Source organism: Phaeospirillum tilakii (assembly GCF_042683125.1).
GTDB lineage: Bacteria > Pseudomonadota > Alphaproteobacteria > Rhodospirillales > Magnetospirillaceae > Phaeospirillum > Phaeospirillum tilakii.
This window is the reverse complement of sequence record NZ_JBHUIY010000053.1, coordinates 1-16892: the sequence shown is the minus strand read 5'-3', so window position 1 is coordinate 16892 and position 16892 is coordinate 1. Positions and strand designations below refer to the sequence as shown.

Genomic DNA, 16892 nt, shown 5'->3' with positions numbered 1-16892 from the left:
TGCTCCAGAGCGGTTGTAACCGAGGCGTACTCGGGCGCCGCCCGCCGCGCGATGGGGCCGGTGGCCACCGGCCCCATCGCTCCAACGTTTTCGTTGCTCGACGTTGGTGAACGCAAGATACAAGGCGCCAGCCTCCAGGCGGGGTGCGGGGCGGCAGCCCCGCCAATCCGGCATCACCCGCCCCTTATTCGTCGTCGGTGACCCCATCGAGATCGACCGGGCGGGTGAAGCGGATCAGTTCGCCGCAGCCGGGGACCAGGGCTTCCCAGCCCGGAATGTCGAGCGACAGTTCGGCCAGGGCGCCGGTGGGGTATTTGCGGGCGAGGCGGTCGAGCGCGATCGTCTCGCCCTTGCCGGCGCCGAGGATGTCGGCCAGCCGTTCCAGTCCCGGATTGTGGCCGACCAGCATCACCCGCTCGACGGCGGGATCGATCTGGCGCAGCCGGCGCAGCAGGTCGGTCTGGCCGGCGGCATACAGGCCGGGTTCGAACCGGGTCGGCACCGAGGGCAGGGCGGGGGCCAGCGCCTCCCAGGTCTCGCGGGCGCGCCGGGCGGAGGAAACCAGCGCCAGTTGCGGGGCCAGGCCGTTCTGATCGATGAAGGCGGCAAGACGGGCGGCGGCGTCACGGCCGCGGTTGCTCAGCGGGCGGTCGAAATCGGGCAGGATCGGATCGTCCCAACTCGATTTGGCGTGGCGCAACAGGAACAGTTTTCGCATCGGGCGTTCAGCCTCGGCCATGACAGGACGATCGGGAGATTATATAACAGATCGCGGGGCCAGATTCCCTCCCGTTCGGAGAAGCAGAGGTGACAATTCCGGCGTCAGTCGATCCCGCCTGCATCGACATCGAGTCCAAGGACCGCTTCATCAATCGGGAGTTATCCTGGCTGGCCTTCAATGCCAGGGTTATCGAGGAAGCCTTCAATCCGCACCACCCTTTGCTGGAGCGGCTGCGCTTCCTGTCGATCTCGGCGGCCAATCTCGACGAATTCTTCATGGTCCGCGTCGCCGGCCTCAAGGGGCAGGTCGAGGCCGGGGTGATCAGCCCCAGCCAGGACGGGCTGACCCCGGCCCGCCAGCTGGAGGAGATCAACCGCGCCGTCGCCGATCTGCTCGAAGCGCAGAAACGGGGCTGGCACGAGCTGAAGGCCGAACTGCGCGCCGCCGGCCTCGCCGTGATCGGGCCGGACGAACTGTCCGACGAGGATCGCGCCTGGCTGAAGCGCCGGTTCCTCGACCATGTCTTCCCGGTGCTGACCCCGCTGGCGATCGATCCGGCCCATCCGTTTCCGTTCCTGCCCAATGGCGGCTTCGCCCTGGTGCTGCACCTGACCCGGCTGGAGGATGGCGAGGTGCTGCGCGCCCTGCTGCCGCTGCCGGCCCAGATCGGCCGCTTCACCCGTCTGCCCGGCAGCCCGGCCCGCTTCCTGCCGATCGAGGATTTCGCCCTGCTGTTCCTCGACCAGCTGTTCCCCGGCTTCCAGGTCGGCTCGTCCGGCCAGTTCCGCGTCATCCGCGATTCCGAGATGGAAATCGACGAGGAGGCCGAGGATCTGGTGCGGGTGTTCGAATCCGCCCTCAAGCGGCGGCGGCGCGGCCATGTCATCCGCCTGACCTTCAGCGCCGGCACCCCCGAGGATCTGCGCCGGCTGGTGATCGGGGCGATGCATGCCGACGAGGAGGACGTGTTCGAGATCGACAGCCTGCTCGGGCTGGTCGATACCGACAGCCTGATCATCGACGAACGCCCCGATCTGCTGTTTGCCCCCCATCACGCCCGCTTCCCCGAGCGGGTGCGCGATTTCGGCGGCGATTGCTTCGCCGCGATCCGCAAGAAGGATTTCGTCGTCCACCATCCGTTCGAAAGCTTCGACGTGGTGGTCCAGTTCATCCGGCAGGCGGCGCGCGACCCGCAGGTGGTGGCGATCAAGCAGACCCTCTACCGCACCAGCGCCGACAGCCCGATCGTCAAGGCCCTGGTCGAGGCGGCCGAGGCCGGCAAGTCGGTGACCTGCATGGTCGAGCTGAAGGCCCGCTTCGACGAGGAGGCCAACATCCGCTGGGCGCGCGATCTCGAACGCGCCGGGGCCCAGGTGGTGTTCGGCTTCATGGAGTTGAAGACCCACGCCAAGATCTCGCTGGTGGTGCGGCGCGAGGGGGCCAATCTGGCCTCCTACGTCCATTTCGGCACCGGCAATTATCACCCGATCACCGCCAAGGTCTATACCGACCTGTCGTTCTTCACCTGCGATCCGGGCCTGTGCCGCGACGCCGCCCGCGCCTTCAACTTCATGACCGGCTATGCCCGGCCCGAGGCGCTGGAGAAGCTGGTGATCGCGCCGTTGTCGCTGCGTCAGAGTCTGATCGAGCTGATCGAGGCCGAGATCGCCCATGCCCGCGCCGGGCGGCCGGCGACGATCTGGGCCAAGATGAACGCCCTGGTCGATCCGGTCCTGATCGACGCGCTCTACCGCGCCTCGCAGGCGGGGGTGAAGATCGATCTGGTGGTGCGTGGCATCTGCTGCCTGCGGCCCGGCCTGCCCGGCCTGTCGGAGCGGATCCGGGTCAAGAGCATCGTCGGCCGCTTCCTCGAACATGGCCGGATCGTCTGCTTCGGCAACGGCCACCGCATGCCGTCGCGGCAGGCCAAGGTGTTCATCTCCTCGGCCGACTGGATGCCGCGCAACATGGACTGGCGGGTCGAGACCTTCGTGCCGATCGAAAATCCCACCGTCCATGCCCAGATCCTGCACCAGATCATGGTCGCCAACCTCAAGGACGAGGCCCAGTCCTGGCTGCTGCGCCCGGACGGGCGCTACCAGCGCGTCGCCGCCCCGGCGGAGGCGTTTTGTGCCCACACCTATTTCATGACCTATCCGTCTCTGTCCGGGCGCGGCAGCGCGCTGCATCACGGACGCAGGCCGGCCCAGCGGGTCGGCCGGGCGGGGTAGGGGGAGAGCGATGTACACCCTGGAAAACCGCATCGACCCGATCGGCATCATCGACATCGGGTCCAACTCGATCCGCCTCTGCGTCTACGACCTCGCCCACCGGGTGCCGGTGCCGCTGTTCAATGAAAAGGCGGTGTGCGCCCTCGGGCGCGGCCTCGGCGCCAGCGGCCGGCTCAATCCCGACGGGGTCGCGGCGGCGCGGGTGGCGGTCGGCCGCTTCGTCGCGCTGTGCCGGGCGATGGCGGTGGACCGGCTCGACATCCTCGCCACCGCGGCGGTGCGCGACGCCAGCGACGGCGCGGACTTCGTCGCCGAGCTCGAACAACGCTGCGGGGTGGCGATCCGGGTGCTGTCGGGCGCCGAGGAGGCGCAGATGGCGGCGATGGGGGTGCTGTGCGGCTCGCCCGACGCCGACGGGGTGGTGGCCGATCTCGGCGGCGGCTCGCTCGAACTGGTGACGGTGCAGCAGGGCGCGCCCGGCGCCCATGTCACCATGCCGCTCGGCCTGCTGCGGCTGGCCGAGGCCTCGGGCGACGACCGCGCCCGCGCCCAGGAGCTGATCGAACGCCATCTGGCCGGGATTCCCTGGCTGGGGGAGGGGCGGGGGCGCAACCTCTATGCCGTCGGCGGGGCGTGGCGCGCCTTGGCCCGCTTCTGCATCGCCCAGACCGGCCACCCGCTCAGCGTGCTGGACAATTTCGCCCTTGAGGCCGATGTCGCGCTGCGGCTGCTCGGCCTCGCCGCCGGGCAGAACCGCAAGGGGCTGGAGCGGATCGCCGGCCTGTCGCGCAAGCGGATCCCCGGCCTGCCGCTGGCGGCGCTGATCCTGGAGCGGGTGTTCCGTGCCATCGGCCCCAGCCGGCTGGTGTTCTCGATCTATGGCATGCGCGAGGGCCAGTTCTTCCGCCGCCTGCCCGAATCCTGCCGGGTCGAGGACCCGCTGCTGGCGATCTGCCGGCGGATGGCCGAGCGCAATTCCCGCTTCCCCGCCCATGGCGACGAACTGCTGGCGTGGATGGCGCCGCTGTTCCCGGTCGAGAGCGCCCATCAGGCCCGGCTGCGCCATGCCGCCTGCCTGCTGTCGGACATCTTCTGGAACGAGCATCCCGATTACCGCGCCGAGCAGGCCTTCCTGCGCATCCTGCGGCTGCCCTTCATGGGGGTGGCCCATGACGACCGCGCCGCGATCGCCCTGACCGTCGCCTGCCGCTATCAGGGCGGCGACGACATCCCGGCGCTGGCCCAGGCGATCCAGCTGCTCGACGAGGATTCGGTGCGGCGGGCCCGGGTGGTCGGGCTGGCGCTGCGGCTGGCCCACACCCTGTCGGGCGGGGCGCCCAACCTGCTGCGCCAGACCCGGCTGGTGGCCGAGCCGCCCTATCTGGTGCTCGAGGTGCCGGCGGCCAATCCCGCCTTCGCCCTCGATCCCGACCGCGCCTTCGACCGTCTCGCCCGCACCTTGGGGTGCGAGGCGCTGCTGGTGCGGCGGCTGGGCTAGCGCGGCGCGCGCGCGGGGGGACGGCGTCCCCCCGATTCGCCTGAATGAAATCAAAGACTTGGTGCGGTTCTGCCCGTCCGGTCCCGTCGCTGCCGAGAAGAAATGGCGGCGGGGTGGATTGATCGTTGACAAGGCGGCGGAACGCCCCGAAAACTCACACCCGATCCGGGGCCGCGGGGGCGTGCCGGGGAGGGCGGGCGAGCCCGTCTCACGGGAAAGGATGATGGCGATGCGTGTGGGCTTGACCGGTCTCGTTGCCCTGGCGGCGGCGGCCTCGATCGTGTCTTTCTCGGCCCGGGCCGAGGAGGAAAAGGTCCTCAACGTCTATAATTGGTCGGACTATGTCGCGCCCGACACGCTGGAGAAATTCTCCCAGGCGACCGGGATCAAGGTCAATTACGACGTCTATGACAGCAACGAGATCCTTCAGACCAAGTTGCAGGCCGGCCATTCCGGCTATGACGTGGTGTTTCCCTCCGCCTCGCCGTTCCTGGCCCAGCAGATCAAGGCCGGGGTGTTCCGCAAGCTCGACAAGAGCAAGCTGACCCATTACGCCGCCCTCGATCCGGCGGTGATGAAGACGCTGGGCGCGGTGGCCGATCCCGGCAACCTCTATGCCGTGCCCTACATGATGGCCGCCACCGGCATCGGCTATAACATCGACAAGCTGGGCAAGGCGCTGCCGGGGGTGAAGCCCGACAGCTGGTCGCTGCTGTTCGACCCGGCCCAGATCGGCAAGGCCAAGGCCTGCGGCGTCAGCCTGCTCGACACCCCGACCGAGGCGTTCGCCGCGGCCCTGCTCTATCGCGGCAAGGACGGGTCGAGCCTCGCCAGCGACGATCTGAAGCTGGCCGCCGCGACGGTCAAGGAGATCCGCCCGTCGCTGAAGTACTTCCATTCCTCGAAGTACATCAACGATCTGGCCAATGGCGACACCTGCGTCGCCCAGGGCTATGTCGGCGATCTGGTCCAGGCCCGCAACCGCGCCAACGAGGCGGGCAAGGGCGTCCATCTCGCCATCTTCATCCCCAAGGAAGGGGCGGTGCTCAACATCGACGCGGCGGCGATCCCGGCCGACGCGCCCCATCCCGACAACGCCCACAAGTTCATCGATTTCCTGCTCCAGCCGGAAATCATCGCCGCGGTCAGCAACACCACCGGCTACGCCAACGCGGTGCCGGCGGCCAAGCCGCTGATCAAGCCCGAGATCGCCAACGATCCGGTGATCTATCCGCCGGCCGAGGTGCTGGCGAAGGAGTTCCAGGTGCCGCCCGCCGACCTTGCCAAGGAGCGCGAGCGCACCCGGTTGTGGACCAACGTCAAGACCGGCCGCTGATCGCGCCCGTCCCTACCTCAGAGTAAACGTCGATATGGCCCAGGCGGTCGCGCAACGCCCCACCTTCGCTCCCTGGACCGATCCCGACGCGGTGCCGCTGATCCGTTTCGAGGCCATCTCGAAGCGGTTCGGCGACTTCGTCGCGGTCGATCAGGTTGACCTCTCGATCCACAAGGGGGAGTTCTTCTCGCTGCTCGGCGCGTCCGGCTGCGGCAAGACCACCCTTTTGCGGATGCTGGCCGGGTTCGAAACCCCGACCGAGGGTCGGATCTTCATCGACGGGATCGACATGTCGTCGATCCCGCCCTATGAGCGTCCGGTCAACATGATGTTCCAGTCCTACGCCCTGTTCCCCCACATGACGGTGGAACAGAACGTCGCCTTCGGGCTGAAACAGGACGGGCTGCCCAAGGCGCGGATCCGCGACAAGGTGCGCGACGTGCTGGAGCTGGTGCAGATGGGCCGGTTCGGCGGGCGCAAGCCCGACCAACTGTCCGGCGGCCAGCGCCAGCGGGTCGCCCTGGCCCGCTGTCTGGCCAAGGAGCCCAAGGTGCTGCTGCTCGACGAGCCGCTGGCCGCGCTCGATCGGCAATTGCGCGAACGCACCCAGCTCGAACTGGTCGGGATCCAGGAGCGGGTCGGCATCACCTTCGTGATGGTCACCCACGACCAGGGCGAGGCGATGACGATGTCGAGCCGGATCGCGGTGATGAACGCCGGCTGTCTCGAACAGGTCGGCACCCCGGTCGAGATCTACGAATATCCCGGCACCCGCTTCGTTGCCGACTTCATCGGCGCCGCCAACATGTTCGAGGGCGTGGTGGTGTCGGAATCGCGCGACCTGCTGGTGGTCAACTGCCCCGAGCTGGACGGCGAGGTGGCGGTGGCCCATGCCGGCGCGGTGCCGGTCGGCGCCCCGGTGACGGTGATGGTCCGCCCGGAAAAGATCATGGTGTCGCCGCGCGCGATCCCGGCCGAGGTGGTCAATCAGGTCCAGGGCACCGTCGCCGACATCGCCTATCTCGGCGACGTCTCGATCTTCCACGTCGCGCTGAAATCCGGCCGGCGGGTCGAGGTGCTGCGCACCAATCTGCGCCACACCGGCGAACAGGAACTGACCTGGGACGACGAGGTGACCCTCGCCTGGCATCCCGGCAACGCGCTGGTGCTGACCCGATGAGGGCGCTCGGCCGGGCGACCCGCCGCTGGGGGCGCCTGCTGGTCGGCCTGCCGCCCTATGCCTGGCTGGTGGTGTTCTTCCTGGTGCCGTTCCTGATCGTCCTCAAGATCAGCCTGTCGCAGGCGATGATGGGGATCCCGCCCTATACCCCGCTGCTGGAATGGGGCGAGGGGGCGGTGCTGACGATCCGGCTGGCCTTTTCCAACTTCGCCGCCTTGTTCGGCGACGAACTCTACGCCTTCGCCTACGTCAATTCGCTGCGGCTGGCGGCGATCGCCACCCTGTGCTGCCTGCTGATCGGCTATCCCGCCGCCTATGCCATCGCCCGCGCGCCGCGCGGGGCGCGCAACTGGCTGCTGCTGCTGGTGGCGCTGCCGTTCTGGACCTCGTTCCTGATCCGGGTCTATGCCTGGATCGGCATCCTCAAGACCGAGGGCCTGCTCAACAGCCTGCTGCTGTGGCTCGGCGTGATCGATACCCCGCTCCAGATCCTCGAGACCGACCGGGCGGTGCTGATCGGCATGGTCTATTCCTATCTGCCGTTCATGGTGCTGCCGCTGTTCGCGACGCTGGAGAAGATGGACCTGTCGCTGCTGGAGGCGGCGGCCGACCTCGGCTGCCGGCCGTTCCGCGCCTTCCTGTCGGTGACGCTGCCGCTGTCGCTGCCGGGGATCGTCGCCGGCTCGCTGCTGGTGTTCATCCCGGCGGTGGGCGAGTTCGTGATTCCCGACCTGCTCGGCGGCCCCGACACGCTGATGATCGGCAAGGTGCTGTGGGCGGAGTTCTTCGACAACCGCGACTGGCCGGTGGCGTCGGCGGTGGCGGTGGCGATGCTGCTGCTGCTGGTGGTGCCGGTGATGATCTTCCAGAAACTCCAGAGCAGCGAAACGGAGACGACGCGATGATCGCCTGGGGGCGCAACCGCGCGGTGGCCCTCTATGCCCTGCTGGGGCTGGCCTACGCCTTCCTCTATGTCCCGATCGTGGTGATGATCATCTACTCGTTCAACGCCTCGCGGCTGGTGACGGTGTGGGGCGGCTTTTCGACCAAATGGTACGCCGAGCTGGTCCAGGACGAGAAGGTGCTGGACGCGGCGTGGCTCAGCCTCCAGGTCGCGGTGCTCAACGCCACCATCGCCACCATCCTCGGCACCCTGGCCGCGGTGGTGCTGGTGCGCTTCCGCCGCTTCCCCGGCCGGACCCTGTTCACCGGGATGATTGCGGCGCCGCTGGTGATGCCGGAGATCATCACCGGTCTCGCCATGCTGCTGCTGTTCGTGGCGATGGAACAGACCCTGGGCTGGCCCGAGGGCCGCTCGATGACCACCATCGTCATCGCCCACGTCACCTTCAGCCTGTCCTTCGTCACGGTGGTGGTGCAGTCGCGCCTTGCCCAGATGGATGCCTCGCTGGAGGAGGCGGCGCTCGATCTCGGCGCCCGCCCGGCCAAGGTGTTCCTGGTGATCACCCTGCCGATCATCGCCCCGGCGCTGCTGGCCGGCTGGCTGCTGGCCTTCACCCTGTCGATCGACGACGTGGTGATCTCGGCCTTCGTTTCCGGCCCGGGGGCCACCCCCCTGCCGATCGTGATCTTCTCGAAGGTCCGCCTCGGCGTCAGCCCGGAGATCAACGCGCTGGCGACGCTGGTGGTGGCGCTGGTGGCGGTGGCGATGGCGGTCGCGGGCCGGGTGATGCTCAATCGCGAGCATCACCGCCCGCATGGGATCGAGACCAGTTCCCCCCACCGCGCCTGATTCAAAAGACGATTCGCGGGCTCTGCCCGCACCCGCCAAGGGCCGTAGGCCCTTGGAACCCTGTCCTTGTCCTTCGCGCGGCAAACATCAGCGCCCAAGCTGACAGGCCGGTCCGCGCCCGACCATTGAGGGGATCCAAGGGCCTTGTGGCCCTTGGCGGGTGTGGGCGGAGCCCACATCACCCTCGGTTTCCCGTGAAACCGCCCAACGCCTGACAACCCATTGATTTTTAAAGAGAGAATCCCGCGGTCCCGCCCCGGCCGCGGTTCGGGTGGCGTAAGCGAATACTCTTTTGGAAACAAAGACGTGCGCCGCATCGCTCCCGCAGCGTCGCGGCGCGCGGTTCGTGGTCAGGGGTTGACGGTGTCCTTCAGTCCCTTGCCGGCGGTGAACTTGACCGCCTTGGCGGCGGCGATGGCGATGGTCTCGCCGGTGCGGGGATTGCGGCCTTCCTTGGCGGCGCGCTGGCTGACCGAGAAGGTGCCGAAGCCGACCATGCGGACCTCTTCCCCCTGCTTGAGAGCATCGGTGATGGCGTCGAACAGCGCCGCGACGGCGGTGTCGGCGTTGGCCTTGGACAGGCCGCTCAGTTCGGCGACCTTGTTCACCAGTTCCTGTTTGTTCATGAGCCCCCTCTATCGAGATCGATGAGAACCGAACCGGTCCGGCCGCCATGACGTGCATCGACCGGCCGGGACCGCCCGCCTTGGGAACGGCGACGGCAGCCACTCTGGCCATTTTCTTGGCGCAAGACAACAGGCTGTGGCGCGTTGTTGACGTTTTTCCCCCGCAAAAAACGTGGGGCCGCGGCGGGGGATCGGGTCAAAACCTCAGGCCGGGGGCGGCAGCCGGCGCAGGGCCAGCGCCAGCGCGGCGGCGGTCAGGATCACCCCGGCCAGCAGCGGTCCCACCGCGCTCCAGCCCCAGGCGGTGGCGACGGTGCCGACCAGCACCGGCCCCAGCACCTGCCCGATGGTGCTGCCCTGCATCAGCAGGCCGAGCGCCACCGGCACCAGCCGGGGGGTGGGGGCGTGGGCGGCGGCGGCGGCGAACAGGCAGGCGGGCAGCAGGCCGCCGACGGCGGAGAACAGCAGGGCCAGGGCATAGGCGACCGGGGCCGGGGTGGCGGGCAGATAGATCAGGCCGGCGGTGGCGGCGATGGTCAGGGCGCCGGCCAGGATCGGCCGCCATGCCGGCACGCCGCGCCGCAGCAGCGGGCTGGCGGCGAGGTTGCCGATCATGTTGGCGGCGGCGACCAGGGCGGTCAGCAGGCCGGCGCCGCCGGGCGCGATCCCCATCCGCTCGATCAGCAGGGTGGGCAGGAAGCCGGTCAGGCCGATGTAGCAGACGCTGTAGCAGAGGAACAGCGGCGCCAGCAGGCGCGGCCCCGGCGCGGCCAGGGTGTGGGCGAGGTCGTGCAGCAGCCGGGCCGGGGCGGCGCCGAGGCCGAGGCCGGCGGGGGCGGGGGCGGCGGGCAGCCGGCGCCACGCCAGCAGGGCGGCCAGGGCCAGCAGGACGGCCATCGCCAGCCACAGCCCGCGCCAGCCGAGCGTCGGCAGCAGCGGCGCGGCCAGCATCGCCACCGCCATCCCGAACGGCATGAAGCAGCCCCACAGGCCGAAGGCCAGCGGCCGGTCGGCCGGGGTGGTGGCGAGGGTGACCAGGGCCGGGGCGGCGATGATCACCAGCATGAAGCCGAACCCCTCGATCCCCCGGCTGACCAGCAGCGCGGCGGCACCGGGGGGCGAGGGCGCCGCCCAGGCTGGCGGCGGCGATCAGCAGCAGGGCGGCCGGCAGCACCCGGCGCGGGCCGAGCCGGGTGACCAGACCGCCGAGCAGCGCCCCGGTCAGGGCACCGGTCAGCGGCAGCAGCGACAGAATCCAGGCGGCCTGGGACAGATCGAGGCCGAGTTCGGCGCGGATCTGGGGCAGGGCGATCGGCGCCTTGCCGACCTGGAAGGCGCCGACCACGCCGGCCCCGACCGTCAGCAGCACGCCGGGCCAGTCGGTGCGGGAAAGCGGGGAAGTCATCGGGGGGGACTCACGGGCGGCGGCGGGGATCAGTCCTGGCCGGGGCGGCGCGGCGGCGGCAGGGCGCCCCAGGCGGCGACCCAGGGCTGGGCGGCGGCCTGGGCGAGGCCGAGCCAGGCTTGGGCGGTGGCCTGGGCGGTGGCCTGCCCCAGCGCGGCCCAGGCGGCGAAGGGCGAGGCCAGCACGGCCGGCGGCAGGGCGAGGTGGAGATAGAAATGGTCGAGGCCGGCCTCGGGATCCGGCCGGTGCAGGATCTCGAGCTTGAGGTCGGGCAGGTCGGCGACCAGACGGGTGGGTTCGGTCATGGGGACGGGCTCCGGTCAGGACGGGCGCCCCGGGCCGTCCCGGCGGGACGGTGCTCCCCCCGGCGGTCCGGGGCGCGCGGGAGACGACGCGAGGGGGGTGACGGCGCCGCCGCCGCCCCGTTTCCGTTACGGGGCGTAGTCGTAGCCGCCGTTCTTCCACTGATACATCACATAGCCCGGCGCGGCGACGTCGCCCTTGGCGTCGAAGCCGATCTTGCCCAGCACGGTGTCGAACTGGCCGGATTTCAGCACCGCCGCGACCTTGACCGGGTCGGTGGTGCCGGCCTTCTCGACCGCCTGGGCCCAGGCCTGGATCGCGCCGTAGGTATAGAGGGTGTAGGCCTCCGGCTCGTAATTCTGGGCGCGGAAATACTTGACCAGCTCGGCGTTGGCCGGATCCTTGCGCGGGTCGGGGCTGAAGGTCATCAGGGTGCCGGTGCCGGCCGGGCCGGTGATCGCCCAGAACTCGCCGGTCACCAGCGAATCGCCGCCCATCAGCACCGTCTTCAGGCCCTGGTCGCGCATCTGGCGCACGATCAGCCCGGCCTCGGCGTGGTAGCCGCCGAGGAACAGCGCCGCCACCTTTTCCGATTTCAGCCGGGTGACCAGGGCGGAGAAGTCGCGGTCGCCGGCGGTGATCGCCTCGTACAGCACTTCCTTGACCCCGAGCCGGTGCAGCTCGTCGCGGGTGCGGTCGGCCAGCCCCTTGCCGTAGGCGGAGCGGTCGTGGATCACCGCCACCGGCTGGCCCTTGAACACCCGGGCGATGTATTCGGCGGCGACCCGGCCCTGTTGGTCGTCGCGGCCGCAGACGCGGAACAGGCCGGGCAGGCCGCGCTCGGTATAGACCGGGCTGGTGGTGCCGGGCGAGATCTCGAGGGTGCCGGTCTCGGCATAGACCTCGGAGGCGGGGATCGACGAGGCGGAACAGAAATGGCCGATCACCGCCGCCACCTTCTTGCCGACCAGTTCGTTGGCCACCGCCACCGCCTGTTTCGGCTCGCACGAATCGTCGCCGTAGGTGAGGACGATTTTTTGCCCCAGCACGCCCCCCCGGGCGTTGAGGTCGGCCACCGCCTTGCGCGCGCCATGATCGAACTGTTCGCCGAAGGTGGCCTTCGGCCCGGTCATCGGCCCGGCGAGGCCGAGCAGGATGTCCGCTTGTGCCGGCGCCGCCGCCAGCAGGGCCGCCAGCCCGGCCGCCACCGCCATCTTCCTTCCACCCAGCATGCCGCCCTCCTTGCGCGCATCGAAGCCAATCGCGGCCAGTGTAGCAGCCGACCCCGCCGGCGCCAGCGCGGATTCGTTTCGGTTCCGCCAGGGGCGACGGGCGGCGGGGCGGATTCAGCCTGCCGTTGCAGCGTGCTTCCCTCGCCGGTCGAAATGGGCTAGACTATACTTTAGTCGTTCACGTAAGACTTTCTACCTAGTTCCGGCCAGCGGCGGAGGCCAGGATGTCGGTACGGGAAAGCTCGATTGCCTCGCGCCTGACCATCGGTTTCGCCCTGGTGCTGGCCCTGGCGGTGGCGGTCAGCATCCTGGCGGTGGTGCGGGCCCAGCAATTGTCCGAGGTGACCTCGCGTCTTTATGACCATCCGTTCGTGGTCAACCGTGAGGTGTTGCTGATGCGGGTGGCCTTCACCACCATGACGCGCGAACTGACCGATCTGGCCGAGGGGCGGGCGCTGGAGCACCAGCAGGCGCAGATGCTGCGGATCGCCCAGGGCGACGGAGAACTGATCACCCGGCTGGCGCGGATCCGCGAGCGCTATCTCGGCCCGCGCGAGGATGTCGATCGGATCGAACAGTCGCTGACCCAGTGGCGGGCGCTGCGCGACGACGTGGTCGAACTGGCGCGCGACCGCCGCTTCGATCAGGCCCGGCCGCGCAACGAGACCGTCGGCCGCGAACTGGCCGAGCGGGTCGACGCCAGCCTTGAGTCGGTGACCGGTTTTTCCCTGCGGCGGGCCGCCGCGTTTCTAACCGAGGCGCGCCAGCGCCAGAACCAGCTCGAAAACGAACTGTCGCTGGCGACGCTGGCCCTGCTGGGGATCGGGGCGCTGGCGGCGGCGCTGATCGTGCGCGGCATCGTCCGGCCGCTGCGGGCCCTGCGCGGGGCGATGCTGCATCTGGCCGGCGGCCAGCTCGACACCCCGCTGCCGGCGGGGCAGGTGGCGCGCGAGATCGCGGCGATGACCGAGGGGCTGGCGGTGTTCAAGGCCACCGCCCGCCGCCTCGCCGACCAGGGTTGGATCCGCAACGAGATCGGCCGGTTGACGATGGCCCTGCAACGGGCCGAGACGCCGCAGGCCTTTGCCGCCGCGCTGATCGGCGGGCTGGCCCCGCTGGTCGGGGCGGCGGTCGGGATGGTCCATCTGCGCGACGGCGAGCAGGGCCGGTTCCGTCCCTTCGCCGGCTATGGCTGCGGCGACGATCCGGCGGTGCTGGCGGCACAGGCGGTGGCCGGGCACGGGCTGGTGGCGCAATGCGCCGCCCAGCAGGGTCCGCTGCTGCTGACCGATCTGCCCGAGGACTATGTTGCCGTCGGGTCGGGGGTGGGGGCGGCGGTGCCCCGGCTGCTGCTGCTGGTGCCGGTGGTCAACCAGGGCGAGACCCGGGCGGTGATCGAACTGGCCGCCTTCACCCCGTTCAGCGAGTTGCACCGCGCCCTGATCGAGGCGGCGCTGCCGGTGGTGGCGCTGACCCTTGAGGTGCTGGAGCGCGGCCTGCTCGGCCAGCGCCTGCTGGAGGAATCCCGCCAGCAGGCCGAGGAACTGCGCCTGTCGCAGGAGGAGTTGCAATCCCAGAGCGAGGAATTGCGCGCCGCCAACCGCCAATTGTCGGAGCAGCGGCGCGAACTGGAACAGGCCCGCCGCCGCGCCGACCAGCGCGCCGACGATTTCGCCGCCGCCAGCCGGTTCAAGTCGGAATTCCTCGCCAACATGAGCCACGAACTGCGGACTCCGCTCAACAGCCTGCTGATCCTGTCGCACGGCCTCTGCGAGAACGCCGACGGCACCCTGACCCCCGACCAGATCGAATCCGCCCGGGTGATCCATGACAGCGGCACCCACCTGCTGCGGATGATCAACGACATCCTCGATCTGTCGAAGGTCGAGGCCGGCAAGCTCGAACTGGTCGAGACCAGCGTGCGGCCGGCCGAGATCGCCGCCGCGATCCGCCGCACCTTCGCCCCGATCGCCGGGCAGAAGCGGCTCTATTTCACCATCACCTGCGCCCCCGAGGTGCCGGCCGCGTTCGGCGGCGATCCCGGCCGGATCGAACAGATCATCACCAATCTGGTCGCCAATGCCTGCAAGTTCACCGCCCAGGGCGGGGTGACGGTGCGGCTGACCGCGCTGCCGCCCTGCGGCGAGGCGGGGGAGGGGCCGCTCGGCCGGCTGCGGGTCGAGGTGGCCGATACCGGCATCGGCATCGCCCCCGACAAGCGCGACCGCATCTTCGAGGCGTTCGAGCAGGCCGACGGCTCGATCGGGCGCCAGTTCGGCGGCACCGGGCTCGGCCTGTCGATCGCCCGCCACCTCACCGACCTGATGGGCGGCACCCTCACCGCCGACAGCGAGGAAGGGCGGGGCAGCACCTTCACCCTGGCGCTGCCGCTGCGTCCGCCGCCGGCGGCCGACGCGATGGTGGCGTCGCCCACGGTCGCCGCCACCCCGCCGGTGCCGCTGCCGCCCGCCGCCGGGGCGGGGGCGACGGTGCTGATCGTCGAGGATGACGACGATTTCGCCGCGGTGCTGTGCGATCTGGCCCAGCGGCGCGGGCTCAATCCGGTGCGGGCCGGCGACGGGGTCGAGGGGCTGGGGCTGGCCCGCCACCTGCGCCCGGCCGGGATCCTGCTCGATGTCGGCCTGCCCGGGCTCGACGGCTGGGCGGTGATGGAGGCGCTGCGCCACGACCCGCAGACCCGGGCGATTCCGGTCCATTTCCTTTCCGGCAGCCCCGAGGTCCAGCGCGGGCTGGCGGCCGGGGCGGTCGGCTTCCTGACCAAGCCGGTCGAGCGCGCCCAGCTCGACCGGGTGTTCAGCCGGCTTGGCCTCGACGGGGCGGGCGAGGGGCGGCGGGTGCTGGTGGTCGATGACGACGACGCCTTCCGGGTGGCGGTGCGGCCGCTGGTCGAAAGCGACCGGGTCGAGGTGCGCGAGGCCGCCACCGCCGGCGAGGCGCTCGACCTGCTCGGGCGCGAGCGGTTCGACTGCCTGATCCTCGATCTGATCCTGCCCGATTTCAGCGGCTTCGACCTGCTCGACCGCGCCCGCGACGCCGGGGTGGCGCTGCCGCCGGTGGTGGTCCATTCCGGGATGGAGCTGACCTTCGACCAGACCCTGCGCCTCAGGGCCTATACCGACAGCATCGTAGTCAAGGGCAGCCGGTCGCCCGAGCGGCTGGTGGACGAGGTGGCGCTGTTCCTGCACAGCGTCCAGGCCGAACCGCCGGCCGAGCCCGCCCCGGTGCGCGAGGCGCTGTTCGTCGATCGCAGCGTGCTGGTGGTCGATGACGACATGCGCAACGCCTTCGCCCTGTCCAAGCTGCTGCGCGGGCGCGGCTTCACCGTCGAGATCGCCGAGGACGGCGCCCGGGCGCTGGCCCGGCTCGAACAGGGGGCGGGGTTCGATCTGGTGCTGATGGACATCATGATGCCGGGGATGGACGGTTTTGCCGCCATCGCCGAGATCCGCCGCCGCCCCGGGCTGGCCGAGCTGCCGATCCTGGCCCTGACCGCCAAGGCGATGGCGGGCGACCGCGAGCAGTGCCTCGCCGCCGGGGCCAACGACCATCTCGCCAAGCCGATCGACATCGAGCGCCTGTTCGCCCTGATCCGGCGCTGGCTGCCCCCGCGCGGGGAGGCGCCGGCGCCATGACCCCGGACGAGGTGGCCGAGATCGAGATCGGACTGGTGCTGGAGGCGCTGTGGGCCCGCCATGGCTACGATTTCCGCCATTACGCCCGCTCCTCGCTCAAACGGCGGCTGACCGCGCTGGGCGACGCCTTCGGCCAGGGCAGCATTTCCGGCCTGATCCCCCGGCTGCTGCATCAGCCCGGCTTCCTGTCCGAGGTGCTGGCCAGCCTGTCGGTGCCGGTGACCGGGCTGTTCCGCGACCCGGCGGCGCTGGCGGCGCTGCGGCACGAGGTGATGCCCCGGCTGGCCTCCTACCCCCATCTGTCGGTGTGGCTGGCCGGCTGCGCCTCGGGCGAGGAGGCCTATTCGCTGGCGGTGCTGCTGTGCGAGGAGGGGCTGCTGGCCCGCGCCCGCATCTTCGCCACCGACATCAACGACCGCGCCCTGGCCCAGGCCGAGGAGGGGATCTATCCGCTGGCCCGGGTCGAGGCGGCCGAGGCCGATTACCGCGCCGCCGGGGGGCGGGCGCGGCTGGGCGACCATCTCCACGTCGCCTATGGCTATGCCCGGTTCCACGAGGCGTTGCGGGGGCGGATCGTGTTCGCCCACCACAATCTGGTCTCGGACGGGGTGTTCTGCGAGGCGCACCTGATCCTCTGCCGCAACGTGCTGATCTATTTCGACAGCGCGTTGCAGGGGCGGGTGCTCGGCCTGTTCGACGAGGCGCTGATCCGCGACGGCTTTCTCTGCCTCGGCAGCAACGAATCGCTGCGGGCGGCGCCGGAGGCGACCCGGTTCCGCCCGTTCGATCCCGCCGCCCGTCTGTTCATCAAGAAGGAGGCCGTCCGGTGAAGATTTCCGCGCCCCCCGCGTCTCCCGAACCGCCGCCGCCCGTCCCCCCGTCCCGGCCCGAGCCGCCGCCGCCCACCGGGGCGGAGCTGGCCGGCGCGGCGGCGCGGCCCGATCGGCGCGCCGG

At 70.3% G+C, this 16892-nt stretch carries 13 protein-coding genes and 1 pseudogene; 8 read left to right on the top strand and 6 right to left on the bottom strand.

The features are described 5' to 3' along the window. Window positions 1–184: 184 nt before the first annotated feature. Window positions 185–718, bottom strand: a complete 534-nt coding sequence (locus ACFSNB_RS17305) for a SixA phosphatase family protein (RefSeq protein WP_377318857.1) — start codon at window positions 716–718, stop codon at window positions 185–187. A gap of 89 nt (window positions 719–807) precedes the next feature. Between ACFSNB_RS17305 and ACFSNB_RS17300 the strand changes: the two genes are divergently transcribed. The 6 genes from ACFSNB_RS17300 to ACFSNB_RS17275 all read left to right on the top strand — a co-directional run bounded on the left by ACFSNB_RS17300 (window position 808) and on the right by ACFSNB_RS17275 (window position 8719). Further along, window positions 808–2952, top strand: a complete 2145-nt coding sequence (locus ACFSNB_RS17300; protein WP_377318855.1) for an RNA degradosome polyphosphate kinase — start codon at window positions 808–810, stop codon at window positions 2950–2952. 10 nt (window positions 2953–2962) lie between these two features. Next, window positions 2963–4450: a Ppx/GppA phosphatase family protein gene (locus tag ACFSNB_RS17295; protein ID WP_377318853.1), complete on the top strand. Its 1488-nt coding sequence runs from the start codon at window positions 2963–2965 to the stop codon at window positions 4448–4450. Between the two features lie 229 nt (window positions 4451–4679). Then, a complete protein-coding gene (locus tag ACFSNB_RS17290) occupies window positions 4680–5786 on the top strand; it encodes a polyamine ABC transporter substrate-binding protein (RefSeq protein WP_377318851.1) in 1107 nt (368 codons plus the stop codon). Window positions 5787–5820: 34 nt separating this feature from the next. Further along, window positions 5821–6966 (top strand): ABC transporter ATP-binding protein, encoded by a 1146-nt coding sequence (locus tag ACFSNB_RS17285; protein WP_377318849.1) that lies wholly within the window; start codon window positions 5821–5823, stop codon window positions 6964–6966. Continuing rightward, on the top strand, window positions 6963–7871 hold the full coding sequence (locus ACFSNB_RS17280; RefSeq protein ID WP_377318847.1) for an ABC transporter permease subunit: 909 nt from the start codon (window positions 6963–6965) through the stop codon (window positions 7869–7871). The genes ACFSNB_RS17285 and ACFSNB_RS17280 overlap by 4 nt, the downstream gene beginning before the upstream one ends. After that, window positions 7868–8719 (top strand): ABC transporter permease subunit, encoded by an 852-nt coding sequence (locus ACFSNB_RS17275; RefSeq protein ID WP_377318845.1) that lies wholly within the window; start codon window positions 7868–7870, stop codon window positions 8717–8719. The genes ACFSNB_RS17280 and ACFSNB_RS17275 overlap by 4 nt, the downstream gene beginning before the upstream one ends. 350 nt (window positions 8720–9069) lie before the next feature. Here the strand turns inward: ACFSNB_RS17275 and ACFSNB_RS17270 are convergent, their stop codons facing one another. From ACFSNB_RS17270 to ACFSNB_RS17250, 5 genes and pseudogenes are all read right to left on the bottom strand, one after another. Next, entirely contained in the window at window positions 9070–9345 is a 276-nt protein-coding gene (locus ACFSNB_RS17270; protein WP_377318843.1) for an HU family DNA-binding protein, read from the bottom strand. Between the two features lie 204 nt (window positions 9346–9549). Beyond that, a complete protein-coding gene (locus tag ACFSNB_RS17265) occupies window positions 9550–10410 on the bottom strand; it encodes an MFS transporter (protein ID WP_377318841.1) in 861 nt (286 codons plus the stop codon). A gap of 115 nt (window positions 10411–10525) precedes the next feature. Continuing rightward, window positions 10526–10750, bottom strand: a pseudogene (locus ACFSNB_RS17260) (CynX/NimT family MFS transporter); the annotation flags it as partial. A 29-nt stretch (window positions 10751–10779) separates the two neighbouring features. Beyond that, a complete protein-coding gene (locus ACFSNB_RS17255) occupies window positions 10780–11055 on the bottom strand; it encodes a hypothetical protein (protein WP_377318839.1) in 276 nt (91 codons plus the stop codon). Between the two features lie 126 nt (window positions 11056–11181). After that, window positions 11182–12285, bottom strand: coding sequence for a branched-chain amino acid ABC transporter substrate-binding protein (locus ACFSNB_RS17250; RefSeq protein ID WP_377318837.1), 1104 nt, complete (start codon window positions 12283–12285; stop codon window positions 11182–11184). A 224-nt stretch (window positions 12286–12509) separates the two neighbouring features. Here ACFSNB_RS17250 and ACFSNB_RS17245 point away from each other — a divergent pair, with 224 nt between their 5' ends. Further along, on the top strand, window positions 12510–15938 hold the full coding sequence (locus ACFSNB_RS17245) for a response regulator (protein WP_377318835.1): 3429 nt from the start codon (window positions 12510–12512) through the stop codon (window positions 15936–15938). Beyond that, window positions 15935–16768, top strand: a complete 834-nt coding sequence (locus tag ACFSNB_RS17240; RefSeq protein WP_377318833.1) for a CheR family methyltransferase — start codon at window positions 15935–15937, stop codon at window positions 16766–16768. The genes ACFSNB_RS17245 and ACFSNB_RS17240 overlap by 4 nt, the downstream gene beginning before the upstream one ends. Window positions 16769–16892: the final 124 nt, after the last annotated feature.

Coding starts and splice junctions, on each gene's coding strand:
- ACFSNB_RS17305 (WP_377318857.1), bottom strand. CDS start 718: ATGCGAAAACTGTTCCTGTTGCGCCACGCCAAATCGAGTTGGGACGAT.
- ACFSNB_RS17295 (WP_377318853.1), top strand. CDS start 2,963: ATGTACACCCTGGAAAACCGCATCGACCCGATCGGCATCATCGACATC.
- ACFSNB_RS17290 (WP_377318851.1), top strand. CDS start 4,680: ATGCGTGTGGGCTTGACCGGTCTCGTTGCCCTGGCGGCGGCGGCCTCG.
- ACFSNB_RS17285 (WP_377318849.1), top strand. CDS start 5,821: ATGGCCCAGGCGGTCGCGCAACGCCCCACCTTCGCTCCCTGGACCGAT.
- ACFSNB_RS17280 (WP_377318847.1), top strand. CDS start 6,963: ATGAGGGCGCTCGGCCGGGCGACCCGCCGCTGGGGGCGCCTGCTGGTC.
- ACFSNB_RS17275 (WP_377318845.1), top strand. CDS start 7,868: ATGATCGCCTGGGGGCGCAACCGCGCGGTGGCCCTCTATGCCCTGCTG.
- ACFSNB_RS17270 (WP_377318843.1), bottom strand. CDS start 9,345: ATGAACAAACAGGAACTGGTGAACAAGGTCGCCGAACTGAGCGGCCTG.
- ACFSNB_RS17265 (WP_377318841.1), bottom strand. CDS start 10,410: ATGCTGGTGATCATCGCCGCCCCGGCCCTGGTCACCCTCGCCACCACC.
- ACFSNB_RS17255 (WP_377318839.1), bottom strand. CDS start 11,055: ATGACCGAACCCACCCGTCTGGTCGCCGACCTGCCCGACCTCAAGCTC.
- ACFSNB_RS17250 (WP_377318837.1), bottom strand. CDS start 12,285: ATGCTGGGTGGAAGGAAGATGGCGGTGGCGGCCGGGCTGGCGGCCCTG.
- ACFSNB_RS17245 (WP_377318835.1), top strand. CDS start 12,510: ATGTCGGTACGGGAAAGCTCGATTGCCTCGCGCCTGACCATCGGTTTC.
- ACFSNB_RS17240 (WP_377318833.1), top strand. CDS start 15,935: ATGACCCCGGACGAGGTGGCCGAGATCGAGATCGGACTGGTGCTGGAG.